General features: G+C 73.2%; 22 protein-coding genes. 9 read left to right on the top strand and 13 right to left on the bottom strand.

The window, feature by feature from the left end; genetic code table 11:
- Positions 1-15: 15 nt before the first annotated feature.
- From rox to AC2XR2_RS35080, 5 genes are all read right to left on the bottom strand, one after another.
- Entirely contained in the window at positions 16-1,446 is a 1,431-nt protein-coding gene (gene rox / locus AC2XR2_RS35100) for a rifampin monooxygenase (RefSeq protein ID WP_491517241.1), read from the bottom strand.
- A gap of 64 nt (positions 1,447-1,510) precedes the next feature.
- Entirely contained in the window at positions 1,511-2,530 is a 1,020-nt protein-coding gene (locus tag AC2XR2_RS35095) for a hemolysin family protein (RefSeq protein ID WP_491517240.1), read from the bottom strand.
- A complete protein-coding gene (locus AC2XR2_RS35090; RefSeq protein WP_381302969.1) occupies positions 2,527-3,849 on the bottom strand; it encodes a hemolysin family protein in 1,323 nt (440 codons plus the stop codon). The genes AC2XR2_RS35095 and AC2XR2_RS35090 overlap by 4 nt, the downstream gene beginning before the upstream one ends.
- 144 nt (positions 3,850-3,993) lie before the next feature.
- The gene (locus AC2XR2_RS35085; protein WP_449349325.1) at positions 3,994-5,016 is read right to left on the bottom strand and encodes a hemolysin family protein; all 1,023 of its coding nucleotides are present in this window, start codon (positions 5,014-5,016) and stop codon (positions 3,994-3,996) included.
- The gene (locus AC2XR2_RS35080) at positions 5,013-6,332 is read right to left on the bottom strand and encodes a hemolysin family protein (protein WP_491517239.1); all 1,320 of its coding nucleotides are present in this window, start codon (positions 6,330-6,332) and stop codon (positions 5,013-5,015) included. The genes AC2XR2_RS35085 and AC2XR2_RS35080 overlap by 4 nt, the downstream gene beginning before the upstream one ends.
- 214 nt (positions 6,333-6,546) lie before the next feature.
- Between AC2XR2_RS35080 and AC2XR2_RS35075 the strand changes: the two genes are divergently transcribed.
- From AC2XR2_RS35075 to AC2XR2_RS35060, 4 genes are all read left to right on the top strand, one after another.
- Positions 6,547-6,774: a twin-arginine translocase TatA/TatE family subunit gene (locus tag AC2XR2_RS35075; protein WP_330263621.1), complete on the top strand. Its 228-nt coding sequence runs from the start codon at positions 6,547-6,549 to the stop codon at positions 6,772-6,774.
- A 143-nt stretch (positions 6,775-6,917) separates the two neighbouring features.
- Entirely contained in the window at positions 6,918-7,544 is a 627-nt protein-coding gene (locus tag AC2XR2_RS35070; RefSeq protein ID WP_449349327.1) for a hypothetical protein, read from the top strand.
- Between the two features lie 69 nt (positions 7,545-7,613).
- Complete coding sequence (locus AC2XR2_RS35065; protein ID WP_491517238.1) at positions 7,614-8,336, top strand: DUF1775 domain-containing protein; 723 nt, start codon at positions 7,614-7,616, stop codon at positions 8,334-8,336.
- Between the two features lie 292 nt (positions 8,337-8,628).
- Complete coding sequence (locus tag AC2XR2_RS35060) at positions 8,629-9,246, top strand: MTB12 C-terminal domain-containing protein (RefSeq protein ID WP_491517237.1); 618 nt, start codon at positions 8,629-8,631, stop codon at positions 9,244-9,246.
- On the opposite strand, the gene AC2XR2_RS35055 is transcribed toward AC2XR2_RS35060, so the two are convergent.
- Entirely contained in the window at positions 9,197-10,072 is an 876-nt protein-coding gene (locus AC2XR2_RS35055) for an isocitrate lyase/PEP mutase family protein (RefSeq protein ID WP_491517236.1), read from the bottom strand. The genes AC2XR2_RS35060 and AC2XR2_RS35055 overlap by 50 nt on opposite strands.
- Before the next feature lie 136 nt (positions 10,073-10,208).
- On the opposite strand from AC2XR2_RS35055, the gene AC2XR2_RS35050 reads away from it, so the two are divergent.
- A complete protein-coding gene (locus AC2XR2_RS35050) occupies positions 10,209-10,517 on the top strand; it encodes a DUF3040 domain-containing protein (protein WP_330263628.1) in 309 nt (102 codons plus the stop codon).
- A gap of 32 nt (positions 10,518-10,549) precedes the next feature.
- Here the strand turns inward: AC2XR2_RS35050 and AC2XR2_RS35045 are convergent, their stop codons facing one another.
- The gene (locus AC2XR2_RS35045; RefSeq protein WP_491517235.1) at positions 10,550-11,116 is read right to left on the bottom strand and encodes an HAD-IIIA family hydrolase; all 567 of its coding nucleotides are present in this window, start codon (positions 11,114-11,116) and stop codon (positions 10,550-10,552) included.
- An 82-nt stretch (positions 11,117-11,198) separates the two neighbouring features.
- A complete protein-coding gene (locus tag AC2XR2_RS35040; RefSeq protein ID WP_491518557.1) occupies positions 11,199-12,413 on the bottom strand; it encodes a cytochrome P450 in 1,215 nt (404 codons plus the stop codon).
- A gap of 181 nt (positions 12,414-12,594) precedes the next feature.
- On the opposite strand from AC2XR2_RS35040, the gene AC2XR2_RS35035 reads away from it, so the two are divergent.
- The gene (locus AC2XR2_RS35035) at positions 12,595-13,026 is read left to right on the top strand and encodes an SRPBCC family protein (RefSeq protein ID WP_381302978.1); all 432 of its coding nucleotides are present in this window, start codon (positions 12,595-12,597) and stop codon (positions 13,024-13,026) included.
- 28 nt (positions 13,027-13,054) lie between these two features.
- Positions 13,055-14,371, top strand: a complete 1,317-nt coding sequence (locus AC2XR2_RS35030) for a lanthionine synthetase LanC family protein (protein ID WP_491517234.1) — start codon at positions 13,055-13,057, stop codon at positions 14,369-14,371.
- On the opposite strand, the gene AC2XR2_RS35025 is transcribed toward AC2XR2_RS35030, so the two are convergent.
- The 5 genes from AC2XR2_RS35025 to AC2XR2_RS35005 form a co-directional block, all read right to left on the bottom strand.
- Positions 14,323-15,471, bottom strand: a complete 1,149-nt coding sequence (locus AC2XR2_RS35025) for an XdhC family protein (RefSeq protein ID WP_491517233.1) — start codon at positions 15,469-15,471, stop codon at positions 14,323-14,325. The genes AC2XR2_RS35030 and AC2XR2_RS35025 overlap by 49 nt on opposite strands.
- 47 nt (positions 15,472-15,518) lie before the next feature.
- Entirely contained in the window at positions 15,519-16,976 is a 1,458-nt protein-coding gene (locus tag AC2XR2_RS35020; protein WP_491517232.1) for an NCS2 family permease, read from the bottom strand.
- Positions 16,977-17,121: 145 nt separating this feature from the next.
- Positions 17,122-19,503 (bottom strand): xanthine dehydrogenase family protein molybdopterin-binding subunit, encoded by a 2,382-nt coding sequence (locus AC2XR2_RS35015; protein WP_491517231.1) that lies wholly within the window; start codon positions 19,501-19,503, stop codon positions 17,122-17,124.
- A 2-nt stretch (positions 19,504-19,505) separates the two neighbouring features.
- Positions 19,506-20,042 carry a (2Fe-2S)-binding protein gene (locus AC2XR2_RS35010; protein WP_381302983.1) on the bottom strand — a complete coding sequence of 179 codons (537 nt, stop codon included), beginning with the start codon at positions 20,040-20,042 and terminating at the stop codon, positions 19,506-19,508.
- Positions 20,042-20,932 carry an FAD binding domain-containing protein gene (locus AC2XR2_RS35005; RefSeq protein ID WP_381302984.1) on the bottom strand — a complete coding sequence of 297 codons (891 nt, stop codon included), beginning with the start codon at positions 20,930-20,932 and terminating at the stop codon, positions 20,042-20,044. Before AC2XR2_RS35005 ends, AC2XR2_RS35010 begins: the two co-directional genes overlap by 1 nt.
- Before the next feature lie 343 nt (positions 20,933-21,275).
- Between AC2XR2_RS35005 and AC2XR2_RS35000 the strand changes: the two genes are divergently transcribed.
- Positions 21,276-22,949 (top strand): PucR family transcriptional regulator, encoded by a 1,674-nt coding sequence (locus tag AC2XR2_RS35000; RefSeq protein WP_491517230.1) that lies wholly within the window; start codon positions 21,276-21,278, stop codon positions 22,947-22,949.
- A 127-nt stretch (positions 22,950-23,076) separates the two neighbouring features.
- A complete protein-coding gene (locus AC2XR2_RS34995; protein WP_330263638.1) occupies positions 23,077-23,850 on the top strand; it encodes a hypothetical protein in 774 nt (257 codons plus the stop codon).
- Positions 23,851-24,240: the final 390 nt, after the last annotated feature.

Genomic DNA, 24,240 nt, shown 5'->3' with positions numbered 1-24,240 from the left:
GCCCGACCCGGTGGGTCAGGCCGGCGCGCCGAACCACCGGGGCAGTCGGTCGTCCAGTTCGCCCTGGTCCTCGCCCGCCCACGCGACATGGCCGTCCGGCCGCAGCAGCACCGCGGGCACGTCCAGCTCCGCACCGGCGTCGACGACATGGTCGACCCGGTCCGACCAGCCCGCCACCGAGAGCCGGCCGGTCCGGTCGAGCAGCAGTCCGCGGCCGGCGTGCGTCAGCTCGTAGAGGCGGCCGCGCCGGAGCGTGAGGTCCCGCAGGCGCCGGCCGAGCAGGTCAGGGCCCGCGCCGAAGTCGTAGCGGACGCCGATCGCGGTGAGTTTCTCGATCAGGTACCGGTTCACCTCGTCGAGGTCCATCAGCTGCTCCAGCAGCCGGCGCACCGCCTGCGGTCCCGGTTCGGTGGACAGCAGCTCCATCCCCGCCCGGGTGGTGTTCAGCACGTCGGCGGCCACCGGGTGCCGTTCGGCGTGATAGCTGTCCAGCAGTCCCGCGGGGGCCCAGCCGGCCACCTCGGCGGCCAGTTTCCAGCCGAGGTTGAAGGCGTCCTGGAGGCCGAGGTTGAGCCCCTGCCCGCCCACCGGCGGGTGGACGTGCGCCGCGTCCCCGGCCAGCAGCACCCGGCCGACGAGGTAGCGCTCCGCCTGCCGGGTGGCGTCGCCGAAGCGGGACAGCCAGCGCGGTGAGTGCACGCCGAAGTCGGTGCCGGCGACCGCCCGGAGCCGCCGTCTGAACTCGTCGAGGGTCGGCGCGACCGAGCGGTCCTCGCTGACCCCCTCGGCGGGCACGACGACCCGGTACAGCCCGTCCCCGACGGGGGCGAGGCCGAACAGCTTCTGCGTCTTGCGGATCTCGGTGACCACGGCCGTCACCGTCTCCGGCGGCACGCCCACCTCCATCGCGCCGAGGAGCGTCTCGGCCCGGGCGGGGGTACCGGGGAAGCCGACGCCGAGCAGCTTGCGCACGGTGCTGCGGCCACCGTCGCAGCCGACGAGGTAGCGCGAGCGCAGCCGGGTGCCGTCGGCGAGTTCGGCGGTGACGGCGGTGCCGTCGGCGTCCTGGCTCAGTCCGACCAGTTCACGGCCGCGCCGGATCTCGGCGCCGAGCTCGACGGCCCGCTCGGCCAGGAGGCGGTCGGTGGTGGGCTGCGGGATGCCGAGGGTGTAGGCGTGCGCGGTGTCCAGCCGGTCGGGCAGCGGCTTCACCACCCCGGCGAGGAGGCCGCCGACCGGGCTCCGCTTCCCGTGCGCCAGGAACCGGTCCAGCAGACCCCGCTGGTCCAGCACCTCGATGCTGCGGACGTGCAGTCCGAGCGAGCGGACGACGTCGGTCGGGGTGGCCTCCTTCTCCAGCACGACCACCCGCACCCCGTGCAACCGCAGCTCGGCGGCCAGCATCAGCCCGGTGGGCCCGCCCCCGGCGATGATCACGTCGAACACCGAATCCCCCGTCCCCGTGCCAAGAGCCCTGCGGCCTTCTCTGCCGTGCCCGTTCCCGACCGGCTCACACCCCCTGCGGCTGGAGATAGCGCGCCAGCAGGTCGTCCAGGGTGACCAGGCCGGTGAGGGTGCCGGACCCGTCCCGTACGACCGCGAGGGAGGCCCGGTTGCGGCGCAGGAGGTCGATCGCGTCGGCGACCTTGGTGTCCTCGGTCAGTTCCGGGACCGGGCGGGCCAGGGCGCGGGCGGTGGCGGTGCGGCCCTGGGCCCGGGCGACCAGGGCGTCCCGGGCGTGCAGGGAGCCGAGCACCCGGTCGTCCTCGCGGACCAGCATGCGGGTGCGGTCGTGGGCCGCCGCGGTGCGCAGCACGGTGTCGAGGTCGGCGGTGCCGGGCACCGAGGTGATGTCCGCGGCCGGGATCCGCAGGTCGCCGACCGGGGTCTCGGGCTCGGTGAGCGAGCGGGTGAGCAGCTCCGAGTCGGCCTCGCTGATCAGTCCGAGGCGCTGCGACTCCTCGACCAGGTGGGTGAGTTGCTCACGGTTGTGCACGGCGGCGAGCTCGTCGCGCGGGGTGACCCGGCACAGCCGTACCAACGCGTTGCTCAGCTTGTTGAGCACCGAGATCAGCGGCCGGACCACCTTCACGACACCCCGGAAGGGCGGCGCGAGCAGCATGGCGGACCGCTCGGGGTGGGCGATGGCCCAGGACTTGGGGGCCATCTCGCCGACCACCATGTGCAGGAACACCACGACGACCATGGCGAACACGAAGGCCACGCCGTAGCTCAGGGCCGTCGGCAGGCCCAGGTCGTGCAGCAGCGGGTCGAGTTCGTGGGAGATCGCGGGCTTGGAGACCGAACCGAGGCCCAAGGTGCACACGGTGATGCCGAGTTGGGCACCGGCCAGCATCAGCGACACCTCGCGCATGCCGGCCAGCGCCGCCTTCGCACCGCGCCGCCCCTCGGCCGCGGCCTTCTCCATACGGTGCCGCTTGGCGGCGACCAGCGCGAACTCGGCGGCGACGAAGAACCCGCTGCCGATCAGCAGCAGGACGGTCACGAAGAGCGCCACGGGGAAGCTCATGCCTCGCCCACCCTCTCGATGCGGACCCGCTCCGGCACGTGCCGGTCCAGGGTGCGTACGTCGATCACCGCGCGTCCGCCGTCGAGCAGTTCCACGGTGACCCGGTCGCCGATCGCGGGGAAGCGGCCGAGCCGGTCCACGACCAGTCCGGCGACGGTGTCGTAGTCCTCCTCCTCGGGGAGTTCGACGCCCGTGACGTCGGCGATCTCGTCGAGGCGGCGGCCCGCGTCGACCAGCCAGCCCGGCCCCTCGGGCACGGCGATCTCCGTGACGGTGTCGGTCTCGTCGGCGATGTCGCCGACGAGCTCCTCCGCGATGTCCTCGTAGGTGACGATGCCGGCGATCCCGCCGTGTTCGTCGAGGACGACCGCGAACTCGTCGTCCCGCTCCCGCATCTGCTCGACCGCCTCCGGCAGCGGCAGCGTGTCGGGCAGCAGGAGGGGCTTGCGGGCGAGGGAGCCAGCGGTGGACCGGGCCAGGTCGGCGGCGGGCAGGCGCATCAGCTCGCGTACGCCCAGCACGCCCGGGACGTCGTCGGGGTGGTCGCCGAGGACCGGGTAGGTGGAGTGGCCGTGCCGGGCGATCAGGTCGACGGCCTCGGCGGCGGTGGCGTCGCCGCGGACGAAGACGGCGTCGACCCGCGGGACCATCACCTCGTCGAGGGTGCGCTCGGAGAACTCCAGGGCGTGGTCGAGGAGTTCGGCGGTGTCCCTGGGCAGTTCGCCCTGTTCGTGGGACTCGCCGATGAGGTGGCCGAGCTCCTCCAGGGTGGCGCCGTGGTGGAGTTCCTCGACGGGTTCGATGCCGACCCCGCGGAGCAGGCGGTTGGCCGCGCCGTCGAAGACGCGCACCAGCGGGCCGACGACCTTGAGGTAGCCGAGGGTGGAGGGCGCGAGGGCCTTGGCGAGCTGCTCGGGGACGGCGAGGGCGAGGTTCTTCGGGGCCAGTTCGCCGAGGACCATCTGGACGACGGTGGCCAGCACGAAGGCCAGCACGACCGAGATGCCGCCGACGGCGCCCTCGGGGACGCCGACGCCGGTCAGGGCGGGCTCGAGCAGTGCGGAGACCGAGGGCTCGGCGATGAATCCGACGACCAGTCCGGTGACGGTGATGCCCAGCTGGGCGCCGGACAGCATGAACGACAGCCGCTCCAGCACCTTCAGCGCGCGGGCGGCCTTGCGGTCCCCCGCCTCGGCCTGGCGGGAGAGGGCGAGCCGGTCCGCGGAGACGTAGGCGAACTCCTGGGCGACGAAGTAGCCGGTGCCGGCGGTCAGCAGGAACACGGCGAGCAGGCCGAGGAGGGCACTGGTGGTACTCAACGGCGGGTCGATCGGGTGGGGCGGGAGTCCGTCGGTGGGGCGGACACGGGCGTGCTCCTTCAGTAGGGATGTGCGTCAGGTGAACGACCGGGGCGGAAGCGGCGTTCCCAGGTCTACCAGCCGGGCGGCGGTACCGCCCCGCGATCACACGGCGGCCGGTGCCGGGCCCACCAGCTCGGTCAGGACGTCCTCCATGGTCACGAACCCGAGCACGGCCCCCGTCTGCCCCGTCACCGCCGCCAGATGGCTCCCGTCGGCGCGCAGCGCGGTGAGGGTGTCGTCCAGCGGGGTGTCGATGCGGACCCGGGTGACCGGGTGCAGCGCGGAGCGCGGGAAGGGCCGGTCGCGGTCGGTGACGCCGAGGGTGTCCTTGATGTGCAGATAGCCCAGCAGGGTGCCGTCCGGGCCGGTGACCGGGAACCGGGAGTACCCCGCGTCGGCGGCCACCCGCTCCAGGCGGGCCGGGGTGACCGAGACGTCAACGGTGCGCATCTTCGGGACCGGGACGAGGATCTCGCCGACCGGGCGGGTGCCGAGCTCCAGCGCGTCCCGCAGTCGTTCGCCGTCGGCCGGCGTGAGCAGCCCGGCCTCGCCGGCCTCGACGACCATGCGGGCGAGCTGGTCGTCGGTGAACACCGACTCGACCTCGTCCTTCGGCTCCACGCGCAGCAGCTTCAGCAGGGCGTTGGCGAAGGCGTTGATGCCGAACACGAAGGGCCGCAGCGCGCGGGTGAGGGCCACCAGGGGCGGTCCGAGGAGCAGCGCGGTCGGCACGGGGGCCGCGAGGGCGATGTTCTTCGGGACCATCTCGCCGATCAGCATGTGCAGATAGGTGGCCAGCGACAGCGCGATCACGAAGGCGATCGGGTGCACCAGGCCGTCCGGGACGCGGGCCGCCTCGAAGCCGGGCTCCAGGAGGTGCGCGATGGCCGGTTCGGCGACCGCGCCGAGCACCAGCGAGGAGACGGTGATGCCGAGCTGGGCGGTGGCCATCATCGCGGAGAGGTGTTCGAGGCCCCACAGGGTCATCCGGGCCCGCTTGTCGCCGTCCCGCGCGCGTGGCTCGATCTGGCTGCGGCGCACCGAGATCAGGGCGAACTCGCCGCCCACGAAGAACGCGTTGGTCAGCAGGGTGAGCGCGCCGACGAGCAGTTGGACGGTGGTCATCGGGATTCCTCCCCCGCCGGAACCGGCACCCTCGACGGTTCGGTGATGCGGATCAGGTCGGCGCGGTGGTGGTCGACGTCCAGGACCTCCAGGCGCCAGCCGTCGAGGTCGAGGTCGTCGCCCTTGGCGGGGATGCGCGCGAGCCGGGTGGCGACCAGTCCGGCCACGGTCTCGTACGGCCCCTCGGGCGCCGTGAGACCTATCCCGGTGAGCCGGTCGACGCGGACGGAGCCCTCCGCCTCCCAGGCCCCGGGGCCGGCGGGCCGCAGGTCGGGCATCTCGACGGGGTCGTGCTCGTCCCGCACCTCGCCGACGACCTCCTCGACGATGTCCTCGACGGTCGCCACTCCCGCGGTGCCGCCGTACTCGTCGATGACGACGGCCATGGTGCGGGTGGCGCGCAGTCGCTCCAGGAGCCGGTCGGCGGTGAGGCTGTCCGGGACCAGCAGAGGTGCGGTGGCCAGCTCGGTGACCGGGGTGACGGCCCGCTTCCCGGGCTCCAAGGCGAGCACGTCACGGATGTGCACGGTGCCGATGACCTCGTCCAGGCTGTCGCGGTAGACCGGGAAGCGGGACAGGCCGGTGGCGTGGGTGAGGTTCGCGGCGTCGGCCGCGGTCGCGTGCGCTTCCAGGGCCTTGACGTCGACGCGCGGTGTCATGACGTTCTCCGCGGTCAGCTCGCCCAGGTGCAGGGTGCGCACGAACAGTTCGGCGGAGTCGGCCTCCAGGGCGCCCTCGGCGGCGGAGTGCTCGGCGAGCGCGACCAGTTCCTCGGGGCTGCGGGCGGAGGCCAGCTCTTCGGCGGGCTCCAGGCCGAAGCGTCGTACGACGGCGTTGGCGGTGTTGTTGAGGTGCCGGATGAAGGGGCCGAAGACGGCCGTGAAGGCGCTCTGGGGACCCGCGACCACCTTGGCGACGGCCAGCGGGCGGGAGATGGCCCAGTTCTTCGGCACCAGCTCTCCGACCACCATCAGCACGACGGTGGACAGGGCCACGCCCAGCGCGGTCGCCACCGGGGAGGCGGCCCCGCCCAGGCCGATGCCCTGCAGCGGCCCCCTGAGGAGCGCCGCGAGGGAGGGTTCGGCGAGCATGCCGATCACGAGGGAGGTGACGGTGATGCCGAGCTGGGCGCCGGAGAGCTGGAAGGTCAGCCGGCGGACGGCCCTCAGCGCGCCCTCGGCGCCACGCTCACCGGCCTCGGCGGCCCGCTCCAGGTCCCCTCGCTCGACGGTGGTCAGGGAGAACTCGGCGGCGACGAACACGGCGCAGGCCAGCGTCAGCAGGAGGGCCGTCAGGAGCAGCAGGATCTCGGTCACCGGGCCGCCGCCCTTCCCTGGTGCGGGCGGGACGCGGCTCGGTCGGTACTGGGAGGCTCACCCATTGCGGGTCCGTGGCTCCTTCGGGTCGGGACGGCCTTTCACCCAATAGTAAAGGACAGGCAAAGCAACCTGGAGGGGTGTGCGGGGTACGCTGCCGGTCCGGCGGGATTCTCGTCCGGCTTCGGTGTCCACCCCTGACGGAGGCCTTCCCATGTTCGGACTGAGCGAGCTCGTGATCATCCTGCTCGTCGTGATAGCGGTCATCGCCGTCAAGAAGGGGCCCGAGCTGGTCCGTTCGGCGGGCAAGTCGACGCGCATCCTCAAGGCGGAGGCCCGCGCGGCGCGGGACCCGCAGCCGGCGCCCCAGGTGATCCAGGGCGAGGTCGTCGAGCCGGGGAACGCGGCCGGGCCGCGGTCGCAGGAGACCGGCACCCCCTGACCGGCGGGGGTCGTGCGGCGCGTACGGCCCCGGACAGGCGGGTGCGTCACGGGCGCGCGAGACGTGCGTCACGGCTCGGGCGTACCGGTCTTTCGCCGACCCGGCTGCCGAGCGGGTCCGGGATGGCCCATGATGAGCGGGCCATGCACCGATCCGTCACGACGACTCGCGCGCCTCTGCCCGTGCTGCGGGCCGCGGTGTTCGCCGTCGTCGGCACGGTCCTCGGGGTGAGCGCCCATCATCTGCTCGCCGAGGGTCCGGTGCCCTGGACCCGCGGTGCCGCCGCGACGGCCGTGCTGTTCGCGGTGGGTCTGCTCGGTGTGCAACGGCCCCGCAGCCTGGCGACCGTCGTGGCGTGCAGTGTCGCGGGCCAGTCGGGTCTGCATCTGTGGCTGACGCTCACGGCGGCCGCCCAGCACTCCGGCGGGCATCGGCACGGTGCCGGGCGGGCGTGGCACGAACAGCTCCACGACTCCCTCGCCATGACGGCGGCCCACGCGCTGGTCGCCGCTCTGGTCGCGGTACTGCTGCACCGCGCGGACGCGGTCTGCTGGTCGCTGGCGCGCGGGGTGACGGCCGCGATCGACGGGGTGCGGGCCCGACTGGCCGCCGCCCGGCTGCTGTTGGCCCGGCCCGCGGCACCCCGGCCGACGGCCGCCCTCGCCGTCGTGCCGGCGCACGACGAACGGCCGCTCATCGCACGGCCGTTGCTGGCGCACGCGGTGGTACGGCGGGGTCCTCCGGTGACGAGCGCTGCTCTCGCCCACTGACCCCATCGGGGACGCCGTCCCGGCCACGCCGGACGGCCGCCCCGCCGTACCCCCTGCCTGGAGACCTGCATGTCCCGTATCACCATGCCCCGCCTGTCCGTCGCCGTCGCCGCGGCGGCGGCCGCCGTCGTCCTGGCCGCCGTGCCGGCCGCCGCCCACACCGAGGTCGAGGCCGACAAGGCCCAGGCCCTCGCGGAGAACGTCACCCTCTCCTTCCACGCCGAGGCCGAGTCCGACTCCTCCGGGATCAAGGAGGTGCGCGTGGTCCTGCCCGAGGGCATCGCCCCCGCCGACGTCACGTACAAGAAGGGCCCCGCGGGCTGGAAGTTCACCGCGGACAAGGACGGCTACAGCGTCGGGGGCAAGGAGCTGAAGACCGGTGTGAGCGCCGAGTACTCCGTGGTCGTACGGCAGTTGCCCGACGCGGAGGAGGTCGCGTTCAAGACGCTCCAGACCTACGGCGACGGGCATGTCGACCGCTGGATCGAGCTGGACGAGAACGGCGAGAACCCGGCGCCGACGCTCCAGCTGAAGGCGGCGGCGCCGGGCGCGAAGCCGATCGCCCCCTCGGCGACCGTCGACGAGAGCCCGTCCCCGGCGGACCCGACGCCGACCCCGACTCCGGCGGCCGGGGAAACGACCCCCGACGCCTCCGCGCAGGCCGCCGACACCGCCCAGGACGGCGACGGCGGGCTGTCCGCGGGCGCCTGGACCGGCATCGGCGCCGGAATCCTCGCGGCGGCGGCCGCCGTGGTCTTCGCGGTACGACGCCGGGGCGGCGCCGAGGAGTAGACGCACCGCACGCCGGGGTTCCCGAGCCGCACGCCGGGGTTCTGCTCAGCACGCGGGCTCCCGCACCGCGCCCAGGAGTTGTGGCCCGCACGCCGGGGTTCCCGCACCGCACGCCGGGGTTTCGGCCCGCACGCCGGGGTTTCGGCCCGCCCGCCGGTTCCCGCGCCCTGCCCGGCGGCCCGGCTTGCCGGCTTCCCGCGAAGCACCCGTCCCGGTGTTTTCCGGTGTGTCCTGGATGAATCCGCCGTCCCCGGGTAGGCCAGCCCCACGGCGTACCCGGAGATGGAGTGCCATGACCTGCGCGAACTCCCCTGCACGGCACGGGACCTGGGCGGTGGCCCTCGCCGTCACCGCCCTCGTCCTCACCGGAGCCTGCGACGACCAGGACGGCGGCGGTGACGGTGACGCCTCCCGGACGGCCCGTTCGTCCGTCACCGGATCGCCGGTCCCGACCGCCGCCGGGACCTCACCGTCGCCGTCCGCCGCCCCGACGCCCACCCCCACCGCGCCCCCGGATCCGGAGCGGGCCGAGCAGGACATCCGGGAGGCGTGGACGGTCCTCTTCGACCCCGGCTCCTCGCTCGACGAGCGCAGTGCGGTCGTCGAGGACGGCGACGAGAACGCCCTGATGATCGACAACCTCTTCCGCGACCCGCGCGGCGGCAAGCTGCGCGCGGAGGTGACCTCCGTGTCGTACACCTCCGACGTGTCCGCCGAGGTGGCCTACGACCTCGGCCTGGACGACCGCCGGCTGGACACCGGCGGCCCGGGGGCGGCCGTACTCCAGGACGGCCGGTGGAAGGTCGGGCTGCGGACGGTGTGCGCGCTGACCCGGCACGCGCAGGACGCCCCCGAGGCGCCTAGCTGTGTGGTGCCGTCGTCGTCGGGCCCTGCCGGAACAGGTCGTTGAGCTCCGTCTGGGAGAGCTGGTCCGCGGCGTAGGAGAAGGTGCCGCGGTCGGCCAACTCCCGTGCGGCGTCGAGCAGGTGGCGGTACATCGCGCGGGCGACGCTGCCGCCGACCGTGACCCGCCGCACCCCGAGTCCGCGCAGGTCGTCGAGGGAGAGCGCGTTGCCGGTCAGGCCCATGACCACGTTGAGCGGGCCGTCGATCTCGCGGACCAGGGTGCCGATGGTCTCCGCGTCGGCCGCCCCGGGTACGAAGGCGCAGTCGGCGCCGGCCTCCAGGTAGGAGTTGGCCCGCCGGACGGCCTCGTCGAGCGGGCCGCCGACCAGGAGCACATCGGTGCGGCCGACCAGGACGAACGGCTCGCCTGCGGCCGCGAGGGTCTCGCGTGCGGCTCGCACGCGGTCGGCGGAGAGCTTCTCGTCGTACAGCGGGCGGCCGCGGTCGCCGGTGAAGTCCTCGATGTTGCCGCCGGCGGCCCCCGAGGCGAGCGTCAGCGCGACGGTTTCGGCCACGGTCTCGGGCGACTCGCCGTATCCGTCCTCCAGGTCCGCGCTCAGCGGTACGGCGAGCCGGCCCGCGATCTCCTGGACCCTGCGCAGCATGGTGTCGCGGTCGACGCGGTCCTCGGGCGGCTGTTCGGCGAAGAAGTCGTGGTCGGGCCGCCCCAGGGAGAACGCGACTCCCGCGCTGGTGGTCGCCACGGCCGGGAAGCCGGCCGCCTCCAGGATCCGGGCGCTGCCCACGTCCCACGCGTTGGGGAGCAGGAAACAGCCCTCCCGGTGCAGATCGACGAAGCGCTGCGCCTTGGCTCGACGGTCGGTGTCCACACGATCCTTCCCGGCCCGCCGCCCCTCGACGGGCACAGAGCGAAGGTACGCCGCCGGGCCCGGCGACGCCCGCACGGATAACGCGTCCCTCTCCGGGCACCCGGAGAGGGATTCTCCGGATCCGCGAGGAGCGACAGTGGCGACAGGGCGACTCCCCGATCACGAACAGCGCATCCTGGACGAGGTGGAGCGTGCACTGCGCCGCGACCGCCGTCTGGAGCGCCGGCTGCGCACCCACCGGCTGCGTCGGTGCCCCGACCTCTCCAGGGTCACCCACTACCGGCCGCACGTGCTGACCGTGGGGCTGCTGCTGACGGTGTCGACCACGCTGCTGGTGCTGGGGATCGTCACCTCACGGCCCGCGGTCGTCTGGGCGTTCGCGGCCGTGTGGCCGCTGACCCTGTTCGCGTCGTTCCGGCTCGTGTGCCGGTGGACGGAACGCTGACCGCGGCCTCCTCGAGCCTCCTCGCCGCGTCGTCAGTCCTGCCCCGGCTCGAAGGCCGACTCGATGGGCCGCTCGTCCACCAGGACCCGCCCCCTCGGCGGCCCGCTCAGCAGTGCCCGTACGGCGGTCAGCAGGTCCGGCGCGACATGCTCCGCCCGTGCCGTCTCCTCCGGCCGGGTCCGTTCGTCCGGTACGAGGATCCCGTGCGCGCCGACCCGGGTGGCGGCCTCGGCGTCCGCGGCCGTGCCGACGACCGCGCAGTCGCCCGGCGCGGTGCACACCCGGCCCGCCGCCCAGAGGATCAGGCCCGGTTCGGGCGGCCGGCAGTGGCAGCCCTCGTCGGGCCGGTGCGGGCACACGCCCCAGATGTCGAAGGGGCCGAGGAGTTCGTCGACGCGGTGGTTGAGGGCGCGCACGTCGGCGTCGCTGAGCAGCCCGTCGCCGGGCCGTACGGCGACGAACCCGGTGCGGACGTCGTACAGCCGCAACAGGTCCAGCGCCTCACGGGCCCCGGGCGCCGGGCGCACCTGATGCGGGTCGAGGGCGTCCTCGACGAGAAAGCTGTCGCGGTCGAACAGGACCGTACGCACGCGCGTCATGCGCGCCACCTCCTGGCTCTCGCGTGCACTCCTTCCCCAGTCGGGTAACCGCGTGCGGCGGGTCCATGCGGCGGCCGGTGATCTACCAGGTCAGGTCGAGGCGGTACGGCGAGCGGTGGATCATCGTCGGCCGCATGGCGACCGGCTGCCCGTCGGCGAGCCGCAGTCCCGGCAGCCGGCCGGTGAGTTCCTGGAGGGTGAGGCGGAGTTGTTCGCGGGCCAGTTGCGAGCCGGGGCAGCTGTGGGTGCCCAGGCCGAAGGCCAGATGGTGGCCGGGCGGTCGGGTGATGTCGAACGTGTCGGGAAGCGGATGCCGGTCGCCGTCCCGGTTGGCGCCGCCGAAGGCCACGAACACCGTGGCCCCGGCGGGCAGTTCGGTGCCGGCCAGGGTCACCGGGCGGGTGGTGACCCGGCGGAAGCCCTGGAGCGCGCTGTCGTAGCGGGCGGCCTCCTCGACGGCCGCCGGGATCCGCTCGGGCTCGGCGCACAGCAGCTCCCACTGGTCCCGGTGCCGCAGCAGGTGCAGGACGGTCGTGCCGATGAGGGCCGTCGTCGTCAGGTGCCCGGCGATCAGCAGGTTCTGGAGGTGGGCGACCAGTTCGTGCCGGTGGTCGACGGTCAGCTCGCCCGGCTCGGTGAGGGACGTGACGAGTTCGGTGCACAGGTCCTCGCGCGGCTTCTCGTGCCGCTCGCGCACATACCGGTCCAGGAGGTGCTGCATCGCCACCACGTCCTCGGCGGCGGCGACCTGTTCGCTCTCCTCCAGCGGCCGGAACAGCAGTTCCTCGGCGCGGTGTCCGCCGTGCACGACGGCCAGGACGTCGGCGGGGTCGAGGCCGACGATCCGCCCGATCACCTCGCCGGGCAGCTTGCGGGCGTACGCCGACATCAGCTCCACCCGGCCGTCCCGCACGAACCCCTCGACGAGGGCGGCGGCACGCTCCGCGGCGTAGGGAAGGACGGCGGCGACCCGCGCCGGGGAGAGCCCGCGCACGATCGGCGCGCGCAGCCGCTGATGTGTGTCGCCGTCGGCGGTGACGACGACCGGGCGCCCGCCGAACCCGCCGCCGAGGACGGCGAACGCGGCGGGTGACGGCAACACGTCGGGCAGCAGGGCGTTCGCCGAGGAGAACTCCTCGGGGCGGCGCAGCACTTCGCGTACGTCGGCGTCCCGGGCGACCAGCCAGGCGTCCAACTCGGCGACATGCGCGAGGCCTTCGGTGTGCCGCGCCCGTTCGTAGTGCGGGTACGGATCGCTCTGCAACGCGTCGAGCCTGCCGTGCCGTTCGCTGTCCACGTCACGCCCCCCTGCGGCCTGCGGTGCGGTCGCGCTCATGGTGCCGTACGGAGGCGGAGGTGTACACACGGAGCACGCGGAGCGGGTGCCGTACGACCGCGCGCCCACATCGTGCTGCGCCATGTATGTGAGCCCCCCATGAAATCCCCGCTGAGCAGGCCCGATTCCCTAAGATCGGCCCGTGGTCACCTTCCTTCTCGAACGCACGGCCCCGCTCTCCCAGGAGGAGGCCTGGCGCCGCCTCACGCAGTGGCCCCGCCACGGCGAGGTCGTCCCCCTGACGCGGGTCACCGTGGTGCCGCCCGGTCCGACGGCCGAGGGCACGCTCGTGGTCGCCCGTTCGGGAGTCGGCCCGCTCTCCTTCGACGATCCCATGGAGGTCACGGTCTGGCGCCCGCCGGCGGAGGGCGTCTCGGGTCTGTGCCGGATGGAGAAGCGCGGCCGGGTGGTGAAGGGCTGGGCCGAACTGGAGGTGCACCCGGGCCCGGGCGGCCGCGCCCGGGTGATCTGGCGCGAGCAGCTGGGGGTTCCCCTCGTCCCCGGCTTCGTGCTGGGGACGGCGGCCCGGTCGGTGTTCGGACGGGCCCTGAACCGGCTGCTGCGCGGAACGTGACCTCGCCGGCCGTGCAACAGTGGGCGGCATGACGGCAGTTGACGGTACGACGGTACGGGCCGACGAGGTCGAGGCGCTCGCGGTGGACGGGCTGCGGTGGCTGGTGGCCGCCGCGCGGGAGACGGCTGCCGGTGGGCTCACCTGGACGCCGGACCCTTCCGATCCGACCCTCTACAGCGGCACCGCGGGGATCGTCCCCGTCCTCCTGGAGGCCTGGCGGCACTTCGAGGACGACGCCTACGCCGATCTGGCGCTGCGGGCGGGCCGGGACCTCGCGGCGGCCGTCGACGGCCAGGAGGACGACTCCCTGTACTTCGGCCGCGCCGGTCTGGCCCTGGTCCTGCACACCCTGCACACCGAGTTCGGCGACCCCGCGTCCGGCGCGGCGGCCGACCGCGCGATGGCGCTCGTGCGCTCCCGCTTCGACGGGGAGCGCTGGGGCGAGCTCTTCGAGCTGATGGGCGGCAACGGCGGGATCGGTCTGGCCGCGCTGGCGGTCGGCGACCCGGAGTTCGCCGTCCTCGCGGTGGAGCCCTATCTGCGGGCGGCGGAGCGGACCGAGTGGGGCGTCACCTGGCCGCACCGCCCGGGCGCCGAGGCGCGGATGCACCACATGTCCCACGGCACCCTCGGCATCGCCTACGCCCTCACCCGGGTCGGTCACGCGACCGGCCGCGCCGACCTCGTCGAGACGGCGCTGGCCGGGGTCGCGGACGTGGTGGCCCGGGACGAAGGCGGCCCGGACGGCTTCCTGGTCCGGCACTCCACCCCGCAGCACTTCCCGGACCTGATCGAGCCGATCAGCTACGGCTGGTGCCACGGCCCGGCCGGTGACGCCCAGATCTTCCGGCTGCTGCGCGACACCCACGGCGACCCGGCCTGGGGCGCCCTCGCCGACCGCTGCTGGCACACCGTCACGCACTCCGGGATCCCGCGGCGGCTGCGCCCCGGGTTCTGGGACAACCACGGCCGCTGCTGCGGTACGGCGAGCGTCCTGGCCCTGGCCTCGGACCGGATCGCCGAGGGGCGGGAGGCGGACGACTTCGCGCGGGTCCTGGTCGCCGACCTCGCCGCCCGCGCGGTCCGGGACGGCGACGGCGCCCGCTGGTCCAACGTCGAGCACCGGGCCACCCCGAGCGACCTGGAACCCCGGACCGACTGGGCGCAGGGCAACGCGGGCATCGTGCGTGAGCTGCTGCGCTTCGTCCGGCTGAGCCGGGGCGGTGAGCCGGGGTACGCGTTCGCGTGGCCGGACCAGCCGCCGGTGTCCGCTCAGGCCGCGGATCCGGTGTCGGCTCAGGCCACGGACCCGATCCGCCGGGCCGGCACCGACGTCACGTCGTGATGGATCGGGGTGTGCGCGCCGGTCAGGGAGACCCCGCTGCCGCCGCGCCGGTTCGCGACGATCTCGGCGGCGATCGACAGGGCCGTCTCCTCGGGCGTGCGGGCGCCGAGGTCGAGGCCGATGGGTGACCGCAGACGCGCCAACTCCAGCTCCGTCACACCGACTTCGCGCAGGCGCTCGTTGCGGTCGAGGTGGGTGCGGCGGGACCCCATGGCGCCGACGTAGGCGACCGGGAGTTTCAGGGCCAGCCGCAGCAGGGGTACGTCGAACTTGGCGTCGTGGGTGAGGACGCACAGGACGGTCCGGGCGTCGGTCTCGGTGCGCTCCAGGTACGTGTGCGGCCACTCGACGACCACCTCGTCGGCCTCGGGGAAGCGCGCCTCGGTCGCGAAGACGGGGCGCGCGTCGCACACGGTCACCCGGTAGCCGAGGAACCTGCCGATCCGCACCAGCGCCGACGCGAAGTCGATCGCGCCGAAGACGATCATGCGGGGCGGCGGCACCGAGGACTCGACCAGGACGGTGAGCGGGGCCCCGCAGCGCGAGCCCTGTTCGCCGATCTCCAGGGTGCCGGTGCGGCCCGCGTCCAGGAAGGCACGGGCCTCGGCGGCGACCGTGCGGTCCAGTTCGGGGTGGGCGCCGAAACCGCCGTAGGAGCTCTCCGGCCGTACGACGAGGGCGCGGCCGACGAGTTCGGCCGGGCCGGAGACGATCCGGGCCGTCGCCGCGGCCTCCCCGCGCACGGCGGCTTCGAGCGCGGCCGTGACGACCGGGCGGACCGGGTCGCCCGCGCGGACCGGGGTGACGAGGATGTCGATGACGCCCCCGCAGGTCAGGCCGACCGCGAAGGCGTCCTCGTCGCTGTAGCCGAAGCGTTCGAGGACCGACTCCCCGTCCTCGAGGGCCTGTTGGCACAGCTCGTAGACCGCGCCCTCCACGCAGCCGCCGGAGACCGAGCCGATCGCCGTGCCGTCGGCGTCCACCGCGAGGGCGGCGCCGGGCTGGCGGGGCGCGCTGCCGCCGACGGCCACCACGGTGGCCACGGCGAAGTCACGTCCCTGCTCGACCCACCGGTGCAGCTCGTCGGCGATGTCCAGCATGTCTCGGTCTCCTTAACAGCGGTTGCGTACAGGGGGGTCGGAGGGTGCTAGTGCACGCCCAGCCAGCTCTCGATCGGGTTCAGGGCGTAGTAGACGAGGAAGATCACCGTCAGGCCCCACATGAAGGCGCCGATCTCCCGCGCCTTGCCCTGCGCGGCCTTGATGGCCACGTAGGAGATGACGCCGGCGGCGACACCCGCGGTGATCGAGTAGGTGAACGGCATGATCACGACGGTCAGGAAGACGGGGATCGCGGTGGCGCGATCGGCCCAGTCGACGTGGCGGGCGTTCATCATCATCATGGCGCCGATCACCACGAGGGCGGCGGCCGCGACCTCGCCCGGCACGATGGCCGTGAGCGGGGTGAAGAAGAGACAGGCGGCGAAGAACAGGCCCGTGACGACGGAGGACAGTCCGGTGCGGGCGCCCTCTCCGACCCCGGTGGCCGACTCGACGAAGACGGTCTGCCCGGAGGCGCCGGCCACCCCGCCGATCGCGCCGCCCGCACCGTCGATGAACAGCGCCTTGGACAGGCCCGGCATCCGGCCCTGTTCGTCGGCGAGCTTCGCCTCGGTGCCGACGCCGATGATGGTGGCCATCGCGTCGAAGAACCCGGCGAGCACCAGCGTGAACACGATCATGCCGACCGTCATCGCGCCGACCTGGCCCCAGCCGCCGAACTCGACCTTCCCGAAGATCGAGAAGTCGGGCATGGAGACCGCGCTGCCGTGCAGTTCCGGGGCGCCGCCGGCCCACTGCTTCGGGGCGATGGCACCGACGGCGTTGAGGACGACGGCGAGTGCGGTCCCGCCCACGATGCCGATCAGGATCGCTCCGGGGACTCCGCGCGCCTGGAGCATGAAGATGGCGAGGAGGGTGACGGCGAACAACAGGACGGGCCAGCCCGCGAGTTCGCCCGTCGGGCCGAGGGTGACCGGGGTCGCCTTGCCCTGGTGGACGAAGCCGGCCTTGTAGAAGCCGATCAGGGCGACGAACAGGCCGATGCCCATGGTGATGGCGTGCTTGAGGGCCAGCGGGATCGCGTTCATGATCATCTCACGCAGGCCGGTGACGACCAGCAGCATGATGACCACGCCGTACAGCACGCACATGCCCATGGCCTGGGGCCAGGTCATCGCGGGTGCGACCTGCGAGGACAGCACGCCGGAGACGGAGAGGCCGGCGGCGAGGGCGAGGGGCACCTTGCCGAAGAAGCCCATCAGCAGGGTGGTGAGGGCCGCCGCGAACGCGGTCGCGGTGATCAGCGCCTTCTGGCCGAGGGTGTCCCCCGCCACGTCCTTGCCGGACAGGATCAGGGGGTTGAGCAGGAGGATGTACGCCATCGCCATGAAGGTGGTGACGCCACCGCGCACTTCACGGGCGACGGTGGATCCCCGCCGGGATATGTGGAAGTACCGGTCGAGCCAGGACCTGCCGGCCGGGACGCGGGTGCCTTCTCCCGCGTCGTCGGCGGTGGTCCTGGGTTGCAGGGACTGCTGGGTCATGGTGCCGTCTCCCAAGGTTCACAGGGACACCCGTGCAACCGCCTTTACGGACACGGGATTTGGGATGTGCACGACCCGGGGGACGGCCCAGGGCGGACAGTTGGGGGCCCGGGGGGCCGGGCCCCCCGGGGATCTCACCGGTTGATCAGGTGCCGGTCAGGTGCTCCGGCCGTACCGGTGTCCGGTTCAGCTCCAACCCCGTCGCGTTGCGGATCGCCGCAAGGACAGCCGGGGTCGAGGACAGGGTGGGTGCCTCTCCGATGCCGCGCAGCCCGTACGGCGCGTGGTCGTCGGCGAGTTCGAGCACGTCGACGGGGATGGTCGGCGTGTCGAGGATCGTGGGGATCAGGTAGTCCGTGAAGGACGGGTTCCTGACCTTGGCGGTCACGGGGTCGACGATGATCTCCTCCATCACCGCCACGCCCAGGCCCTGGATCGTGCCGCCCTGGATCTGGCCCACGACGGACAGCGGGTTGAGCGCCTTGCCGACGTCCTGCGCGCAGGCCAGTTCGATGACCTTGACCAGGCCGAGCTCGGTGTCGACCTCGACGACCGCGCGGTGGGCGGCGAAGGAGTACTGGACGTGTCCGAAGCCCTGCCCGGTGCGCAGGTCGAAGGCCTCGGTGGGCCGGTGCCGCCACTCCGCCTCGACCTCGACGCTCTCGCCCTCCAGCACGTCGACCAGGTCCGCGAGGACCTCGCCGCCGTCGGTGACGACCTTGCCGCCCTCCAGGAGCAGGTCGGCGGTGGCCCAAGCGGGGTGGTAGGAGCCGAACTTGCGGCGCCCGATCTCCAGGACCTTCTCCCGGACCAGCTCGCAGGAGTTCTTCACGGCGCCGCCGGTGACGTACGTCTGCCGGGAGGCCGAGGTCGAACCCGCCGAGCCCACCTGGGTGTCCGCCGGGTGGATGGTCACCTGGGCGACGCCGAGCTCGGTGCGGGCGATCTGGGCGTGGACGGTGACACCGCCCTGCCCGACCTCCGCCATCGCGGTGTGCACGGTGGCGACGGGCTCACCGCCCACGACCTCCATGCGCACGCGCGCGGTCGAGTAGTCGTCGAAGCCCTCGGAGAAGCCGACGTTCTTGATGCCGACCGCGTAGCCCACGCCCCGCACCACGCCTTCGCCGTGGGTGGTGTTGGACAGGCCGCCGGGAAGCTGACGTACGTCCGAGCCCTGGCTGGACTCCCACTGGCGCTCCGGGGGAAGCGGCATCGCCTTGACGCGGCGCAGGAGTTCGGCCACCGGGGCCGGGGAGTCGACGGGCTGCCCTGTCGGCATGATCGTGCCCTGCTCCATGGCGTTGAGCTGCCGGAACTCGACCCGGTCCATGCCCACCGCGTCGGCGAGCTTGTCCATCTGGGCCTCGTAGGCGAAGCAGGCCTGGACCGCGCCGAAGCCGCGCATCGCGCCGCAGGGCGGGTTGTTGGTGTAGAGGGCGATGGCCTCGATGTCGACGTCGTCCACCACGTAGGGGCCGATCGACAGCGAGGAGGCGTTGCCGACCACGGCCGGGGACGCGGAGGCGTACGCGCCGCCGTCGAGCACGATCCGGCACTTCACGTGGGTCAACTTGCCGTCGCGGGTGGCCCCGTGCTCGTAGTACAGCTTGGCCGGGTGGCGGTGGACGTGGCCGAAGAAGGACTCGAAGCGGTTGTAGACGATCTTGACGGGCTTGCCCGTCCGCAGCGCCAGCAGACAGGCGTGGATCTGCATCGACAGGTCCTCGCGGCCGCCGAAGGCCCCGCCGACGCCGGACAGCGTCATGCGGACCTTGCGCTCGGGCAGGCCGAGGACGGGCGCGATCTGCCGCAGGTCGGAGTGCAGCCACTGGGTGGCGATGTAGAGGTGGACCCCGCCGTCCTCGTCCGGCACGGCGAGCCCCGACTCGGGGCCGAGGAAGGCCTGGTCCTGCATGCCGAAGGTGTACTCGCCCTTGACGACGAAGTCGGCCCGCTCGGCGGCCTGTTCGGCGTCGCCCCGGATGATCGGCTGGCGGTGGACGATGTTGGGGTGCGGGACGTGCCCGATGTGGTGGTCGTCGCGGTTCTCGTGGACGAGGATCGCGTCGGGGGCGGTCGCGGAGGCCTCGTCGGTGATGACGGGCAGCTCGCGGTACTCGACCTTGATCTTCGCGGCCGCGCGGCGGGCGGTCTCCGGGTGGTCGGCGGCGACGATGGCGACGGGCTCGCCGTGGTGGCGGACCTTGCCGTGGGCGAGGACCGGGGTGTCCCGGATCTCCAGGCCGTAGTTCCGCACCTCGGTCGGCAGGTCGTCGTACGTCATGACGGCGTACACGCCCGGCAGGGCCAGCGCCTCGCTCGTGTCGATGGACACGATCTCGGCGTGCGCGACGGTCGAGCGCAGGATCTGCCCCCAGAGCATGTCCTCGTGCCACATGTCCGAGGAGTACGCGAACTCTCCGGTGACCTTGAGGGTGCCGTCCGGGCGGAGCGTGGACTCGCCGATGCCACCCTTGGTCTGCGAACCCTGGGTGATCTTGGTGGGAGCGCCGTTGGCAGCCACGGTCAGACCTCCTGGGATTGCCGGGCGGCCGCGAGGCGGACCGCGTCCATGATCTTCTCGTAGCCCGTGCAGCGGCACAGGTTGCCCGACAGCGCCTCGCGGATGTCCGCGTCGCTCGGGTTGGGGTTGCGCTCCAGCATCTCGTCGGCGGCGACCAGCAGCCCCGGCGTGCAGAAGCCGCACTGGACGGCACCGGCGTCGATGAACGCCTGCTGGACCGGGGAGAGTTCGATGCCCTCACCGGTCTGGGAGTCCTGCCCCTGGCCGGCGTGCTGTCCGCAGGAGCGCTGCTTGGCGTAGTCCGCGAGCCCTTCCACGGTCACCACCTCACGCCCCTCGACCTGCCCGGCGGCGACGAGGCACGAGCACACCGGCACACCGTCGAGCCGTACGGTGCACGACCCGCACTCGCCCTGCTCACAGGCGTTCTTGGAACCCGGCAGCCCGAGCCGCTCCCGCAGCACGTACAGAAGGGACTCGCCCTCCCAGACGTCGTCGGCTTCCTGCGGACGGCCGTTGACAGTGAAGTTGACGCGCATTACGCAGCTCCCTCCGTGGCGCGGCGGGTACCGCGGTACGACTCCCAGGTCCAGGTCAGCGTGCGGCGGGCCATGATGCCGACCGCGTGGCGGCGGTAGCTCGCCGTGCCCCGGACGTCGTCGATCGGGTTGCAGGAGGCGGCGCACAGGTCCGCGAACTGCTTGGCGAGCGACGGGGTGATGATCTTGCCGTTGTCCCAGAACCCGCCCTCTTCCAGGGCCGCGTTCAGGAACTCCTCGGCGGCCTTGGCCCGCACGGGCGTGGGGGCGGCCGACCCGATCCCGGTCCGCACGGTGCGCGTCTCGGGGTGAAGGGCGAGCCCGAACGCGCACACGGCGATGACCATGGCGTTCCTGGTGCCCACCTTGCTGTACTGCTGGGGCCCGTCGGCCTTCTTCACATGAACGGCCCGGATGAGCTCGTCGGCGGCCAGCGCGTTGCGCTTCACACCGGTGTAGAACTCGTCGATCGGGATGCGCCGCGATCCCCGTACGGACTCCACCTCGACCTCGGCGCCGGCCGCGAGCAGGGCGGGGTGGGCGTCACCGGCCGGGGAGGCGGTGCCGAGGTTGCCGCCGACGCCACCGCGGTTGCGGATCTGCGGGGAGGCCACGGTGTGCGAGGCGAGGGCCAGGCCCGGGAGCTCGCCGCGCAGGTGCTCCATGATGTGCGTGTACGGCACGGAGGCGCCCAGCCGCACGGAGTCCTCCCCGACCTCCCATTCGGTCAGCTCGGTGACCCGGTTCAGGTCGAGCAGGTACTCGGGCCGCCGGTGGTCGAAGTTGATCTCGACCATCACGTCGGTGCCGCCCGCGATGGGCACAGCGGTGGGGTGCTCGGCCTTCGCGGCGAGCGCCTCCTCCCAGCTGGCGGGGCGAAGGAAGTCCATGACCGGCTCTCTTCTTCGTCTCGTGATCGTACGGATCGAGCCAGATCGTGTGCGGCGGGCCCGGCTCGTTCATGTGCTGTTTACGTGGAGTGGAGCCAGTACACAGCGCGGTACTCCGACCGGGTCAGTCACGGAAACCATGAAGGAGTTGGCTGGTCGGGGCCCTCATCTTGTAGATTCGTATGAACGGAGGTCCTCGGTAACCTCTGCGTTTTGCTGCGGAAACGTGCGGCACAGCCCACGTGACCTGGGACACAGCCCCGGAGGCGGCAGAAGCCGCTCCCCGCTCCACCGGACCCCTCCCCCATCGTAGATTTCGAGACAAAGAACGGCGGCGACGAGAATGCGGCTGCGCGCACTGCTGGACACCGACGCGCTGGGCCTGCGGCTGCTCGGTGGCGAGGGCGAACTGGATCGCACCGTGCGCGGGGTGATGACCACCGACCTGCGCGACCCGAGCCGCTACCTCTCGGGCGGTGAGCTGGTCCTGACCGGCCTCGCCTGGCGCCGGGACGCCGCCGACTCGGAGCCTTTCGTACGACTCCTCGTGCAGGCCGGGGTCGTCGCGCTGGCGGCCGGCGAGGCGGAGCTGGGCAACGTCCCGGAGGACCTGGTCGTGGCCTGCGCCCGGCACCGCCTCCCGCTTTTCGCCGTGCACGAGTCGGTGGCGTTCGCGACGATCACCGAGCATGTCGTACGGCAGGTGTCGGGTGAACGCGCGGGCGACCTGGCGGCCGTGGTGGACCGCCACCGACGCATGATGACCTCGGGCCCCGCGGGCGGGGGCCCGGACGTGGTCCTCGACCTCCTCGGCTCCGACCTGGACCTGCGCGCCTGGGTCCTGTCCCCCACCGGCCGCCTGATCGCGGGCCCGAAGACGGCGGGCCCCGGCCTGCCCGCGGACACCTGCGCGAAGCTCGCGGCGGAACACCTGGCCGCGGTCCGAACCGGCCGCCGCGGCCCGCACCGGGTCACGCTCGGCTCGTCGGTGTACTCCCTCTTCCCGGTCCGCAGCTCGGGCCGCTCCCCGCAGGCCTCCAGGGATGTACGCGAGACGGTCCTGTCCGACTGGCTGCTGGCGGTGGAGGCGGACGCGGGCGACTGGCCCGAGGAGCGCCTGGACCTCCTCCAGGGCGTCACGCAGCTGATCGCGGTGGAGCGCGACCGCAGGGACGCGGCCCGCACGGTCCGCCGCCGGCTCGCCCAGGAGGTCCTGGAGCTGGTCCAGACGGGCGCCGCCCCGGCGGAGATCGCCGCCCGCCTCCGGGTGGCCGCCCCGGTCCTCCTGCCCGGTCTCGGAGCGGCCCCCCACTGGCAGGTGGTCGTGGCGCGGGTCGAGTGGCAGGACACCGGCCTGGAGGGCGGCCCGGTGGCCCAGTCCCTGCTGGAGGAGATCCTGGTGGACCCCTCGGCCATGGGCCCCGAACCCTCGGACCGCATCGCCGTGGCCCACACCGGCGACGAGGCGATCGCCCTGGTCCCCCTGCCCGCGGTCTCCGCCGAGCGCGACGGCACGGAGACCGGCATCCTGGCGGACGCCCTCCTGGACTCCGTCCGGGACCCGCTCTCCTCCGGCCTGGACGACGACGGCAGGGTCACCCTGGGCGTCAGCGCGGCGGTCCACTCGGCGGAGGGCCTGCGCGGCGCCCTGGAGGAGGCGCGGCACGCCCGCAGAGTGGCCGCGGCCCGCCCCGGCCGGGTCTGCGCGGCCGGCCACCAGGAACTGGCCTCCCACGTCCTCCTGCTGCCCTTCGTCCCCGACGACGTGCGCCGCGCCTTCACGGCCCGCCTCCTCGACCCGCTGCGCGACTACGACCGCCGCCACCGGGCCGAACTCATCCCGACCCTGGAGGCCTTCCTGGACTGCGACGGCTCCTGGACCCGCTGCGCGACCCGCCTCCACCTGCACGTCAACACGCTGCGCTACCGCGTCGGCCGGATCGAGCAGTTGACGAGCCGTGACCTCTCCCGCCTCGAGGACAAGCTGGATTTCTTCCTGGCACTGCGGATGAGCTGAGACCTGGGAGCCCCCGGACTCCCACGACTTTGTGAATTCCTTCACCCACCCCCTTGGCCGGGCCCGCGGATTCATGCTGAACTGCGCCCACCACTCATAGCTCGATGGCGCGCTCGGGGAGGGCAACGTGGCGCATACCGCCATGTCTGGTAACGGAACGACCGCCGGTGACGATCCACTCCAGACCGCGGTATGGCGGCTGCGCTCAAGGGCCTGCTGGGCCGACGCGGCCGCCCTGCTCCAGCCGGTCACCGCGCAGGCGGCCCTCCAACGGACAGCACTGCTGGTGGAGCGCTGCCTGTACACCGAGCAGGGCTGGGCGGAGGCGGAGGACGCGTTGCGCACCGCCGAGGCGCTGGCCCACAGCGACGACGAGCGGGGCGCGGCCGCTTGTGAACGGGGGCACCTTGCGTACGCCGCGACGCTGCACGGGGTCCGTGACCGCGCGGACGAGGCGAGGGCGGCGCTGGGCCGGGCCGCCGCGCTGATCGCCCCGGGCGCGGAGGGAAGGGCTCTCCTCGACTTCCGCCGGGGCCTCCTTGCGGAGAACCTCGCCCACTCCCCCCAGTCGGCCCGAGCGGCCTACCGCCGCGCCCACGCCGGCGCGACGGCCCAGTCGGACCCGCTCCTGCTGTCCTGCACGTGGCGCCACCTCGCCGGACTGGCCCTCCGCGACGGCGAGTTGGCCGAGGCCCGCCACGGCTTCGCCGAATCCCTCCGGATCCGAGAGGAACTGGGCTACCTGGTCGGCACGGCCCCCGCGCTTGCCTCCCTGGCGGACGCGGAGGTCGAACCAGAGGCAACCCGCCTCCGCGAGGAGGCCCGCCGGCTGTACCGGTTGCTGGGCGGCGTACCGACATGGCTCTCCCACCAGTTGGCTCCGCCGGCTGCGACAGCGTGAGGGTGCGGGTGAGTCGCCTAAGAGGGTGCCGGGTGGGGTTGTCGGGCGGGTACGGGTGCGTTGTGGCTGGTCGCGCAGTTCCCCGCGCCCCCGCTGCGCTGGGCTTGGGCCGGGCGCCTACGGGGGTGCCGGGTCCGGCTTTGGGGCGGGTGCGGGTGCGTTGTGGCTGGTCGCGCAGTTCCCCGCGCCCCTAGGGGGTTGCAGTTGGCCTGCGCCACGACGGGACCGTCAGCCGCCCATGCCCGCCCCACGGGCCGTTAGTCGCCCGCGTCCGCCCCCACGCACCGTTCGCCGCGTACGGCGCGCAGGGGACGGGGTGGGGGGTGTCCGCCCGCAGCGGCCGGCGTCAAGAACCGAGGACATCTCAAGGGGCCGAGCCGCCGGACCGAG

This window comes from Streptomyces sp. LS-MS-L19 (genome assembly GCF_058382285.1).
This window is presented reverse-complemented; position numbering and strand designations above follow the sequence as displayed.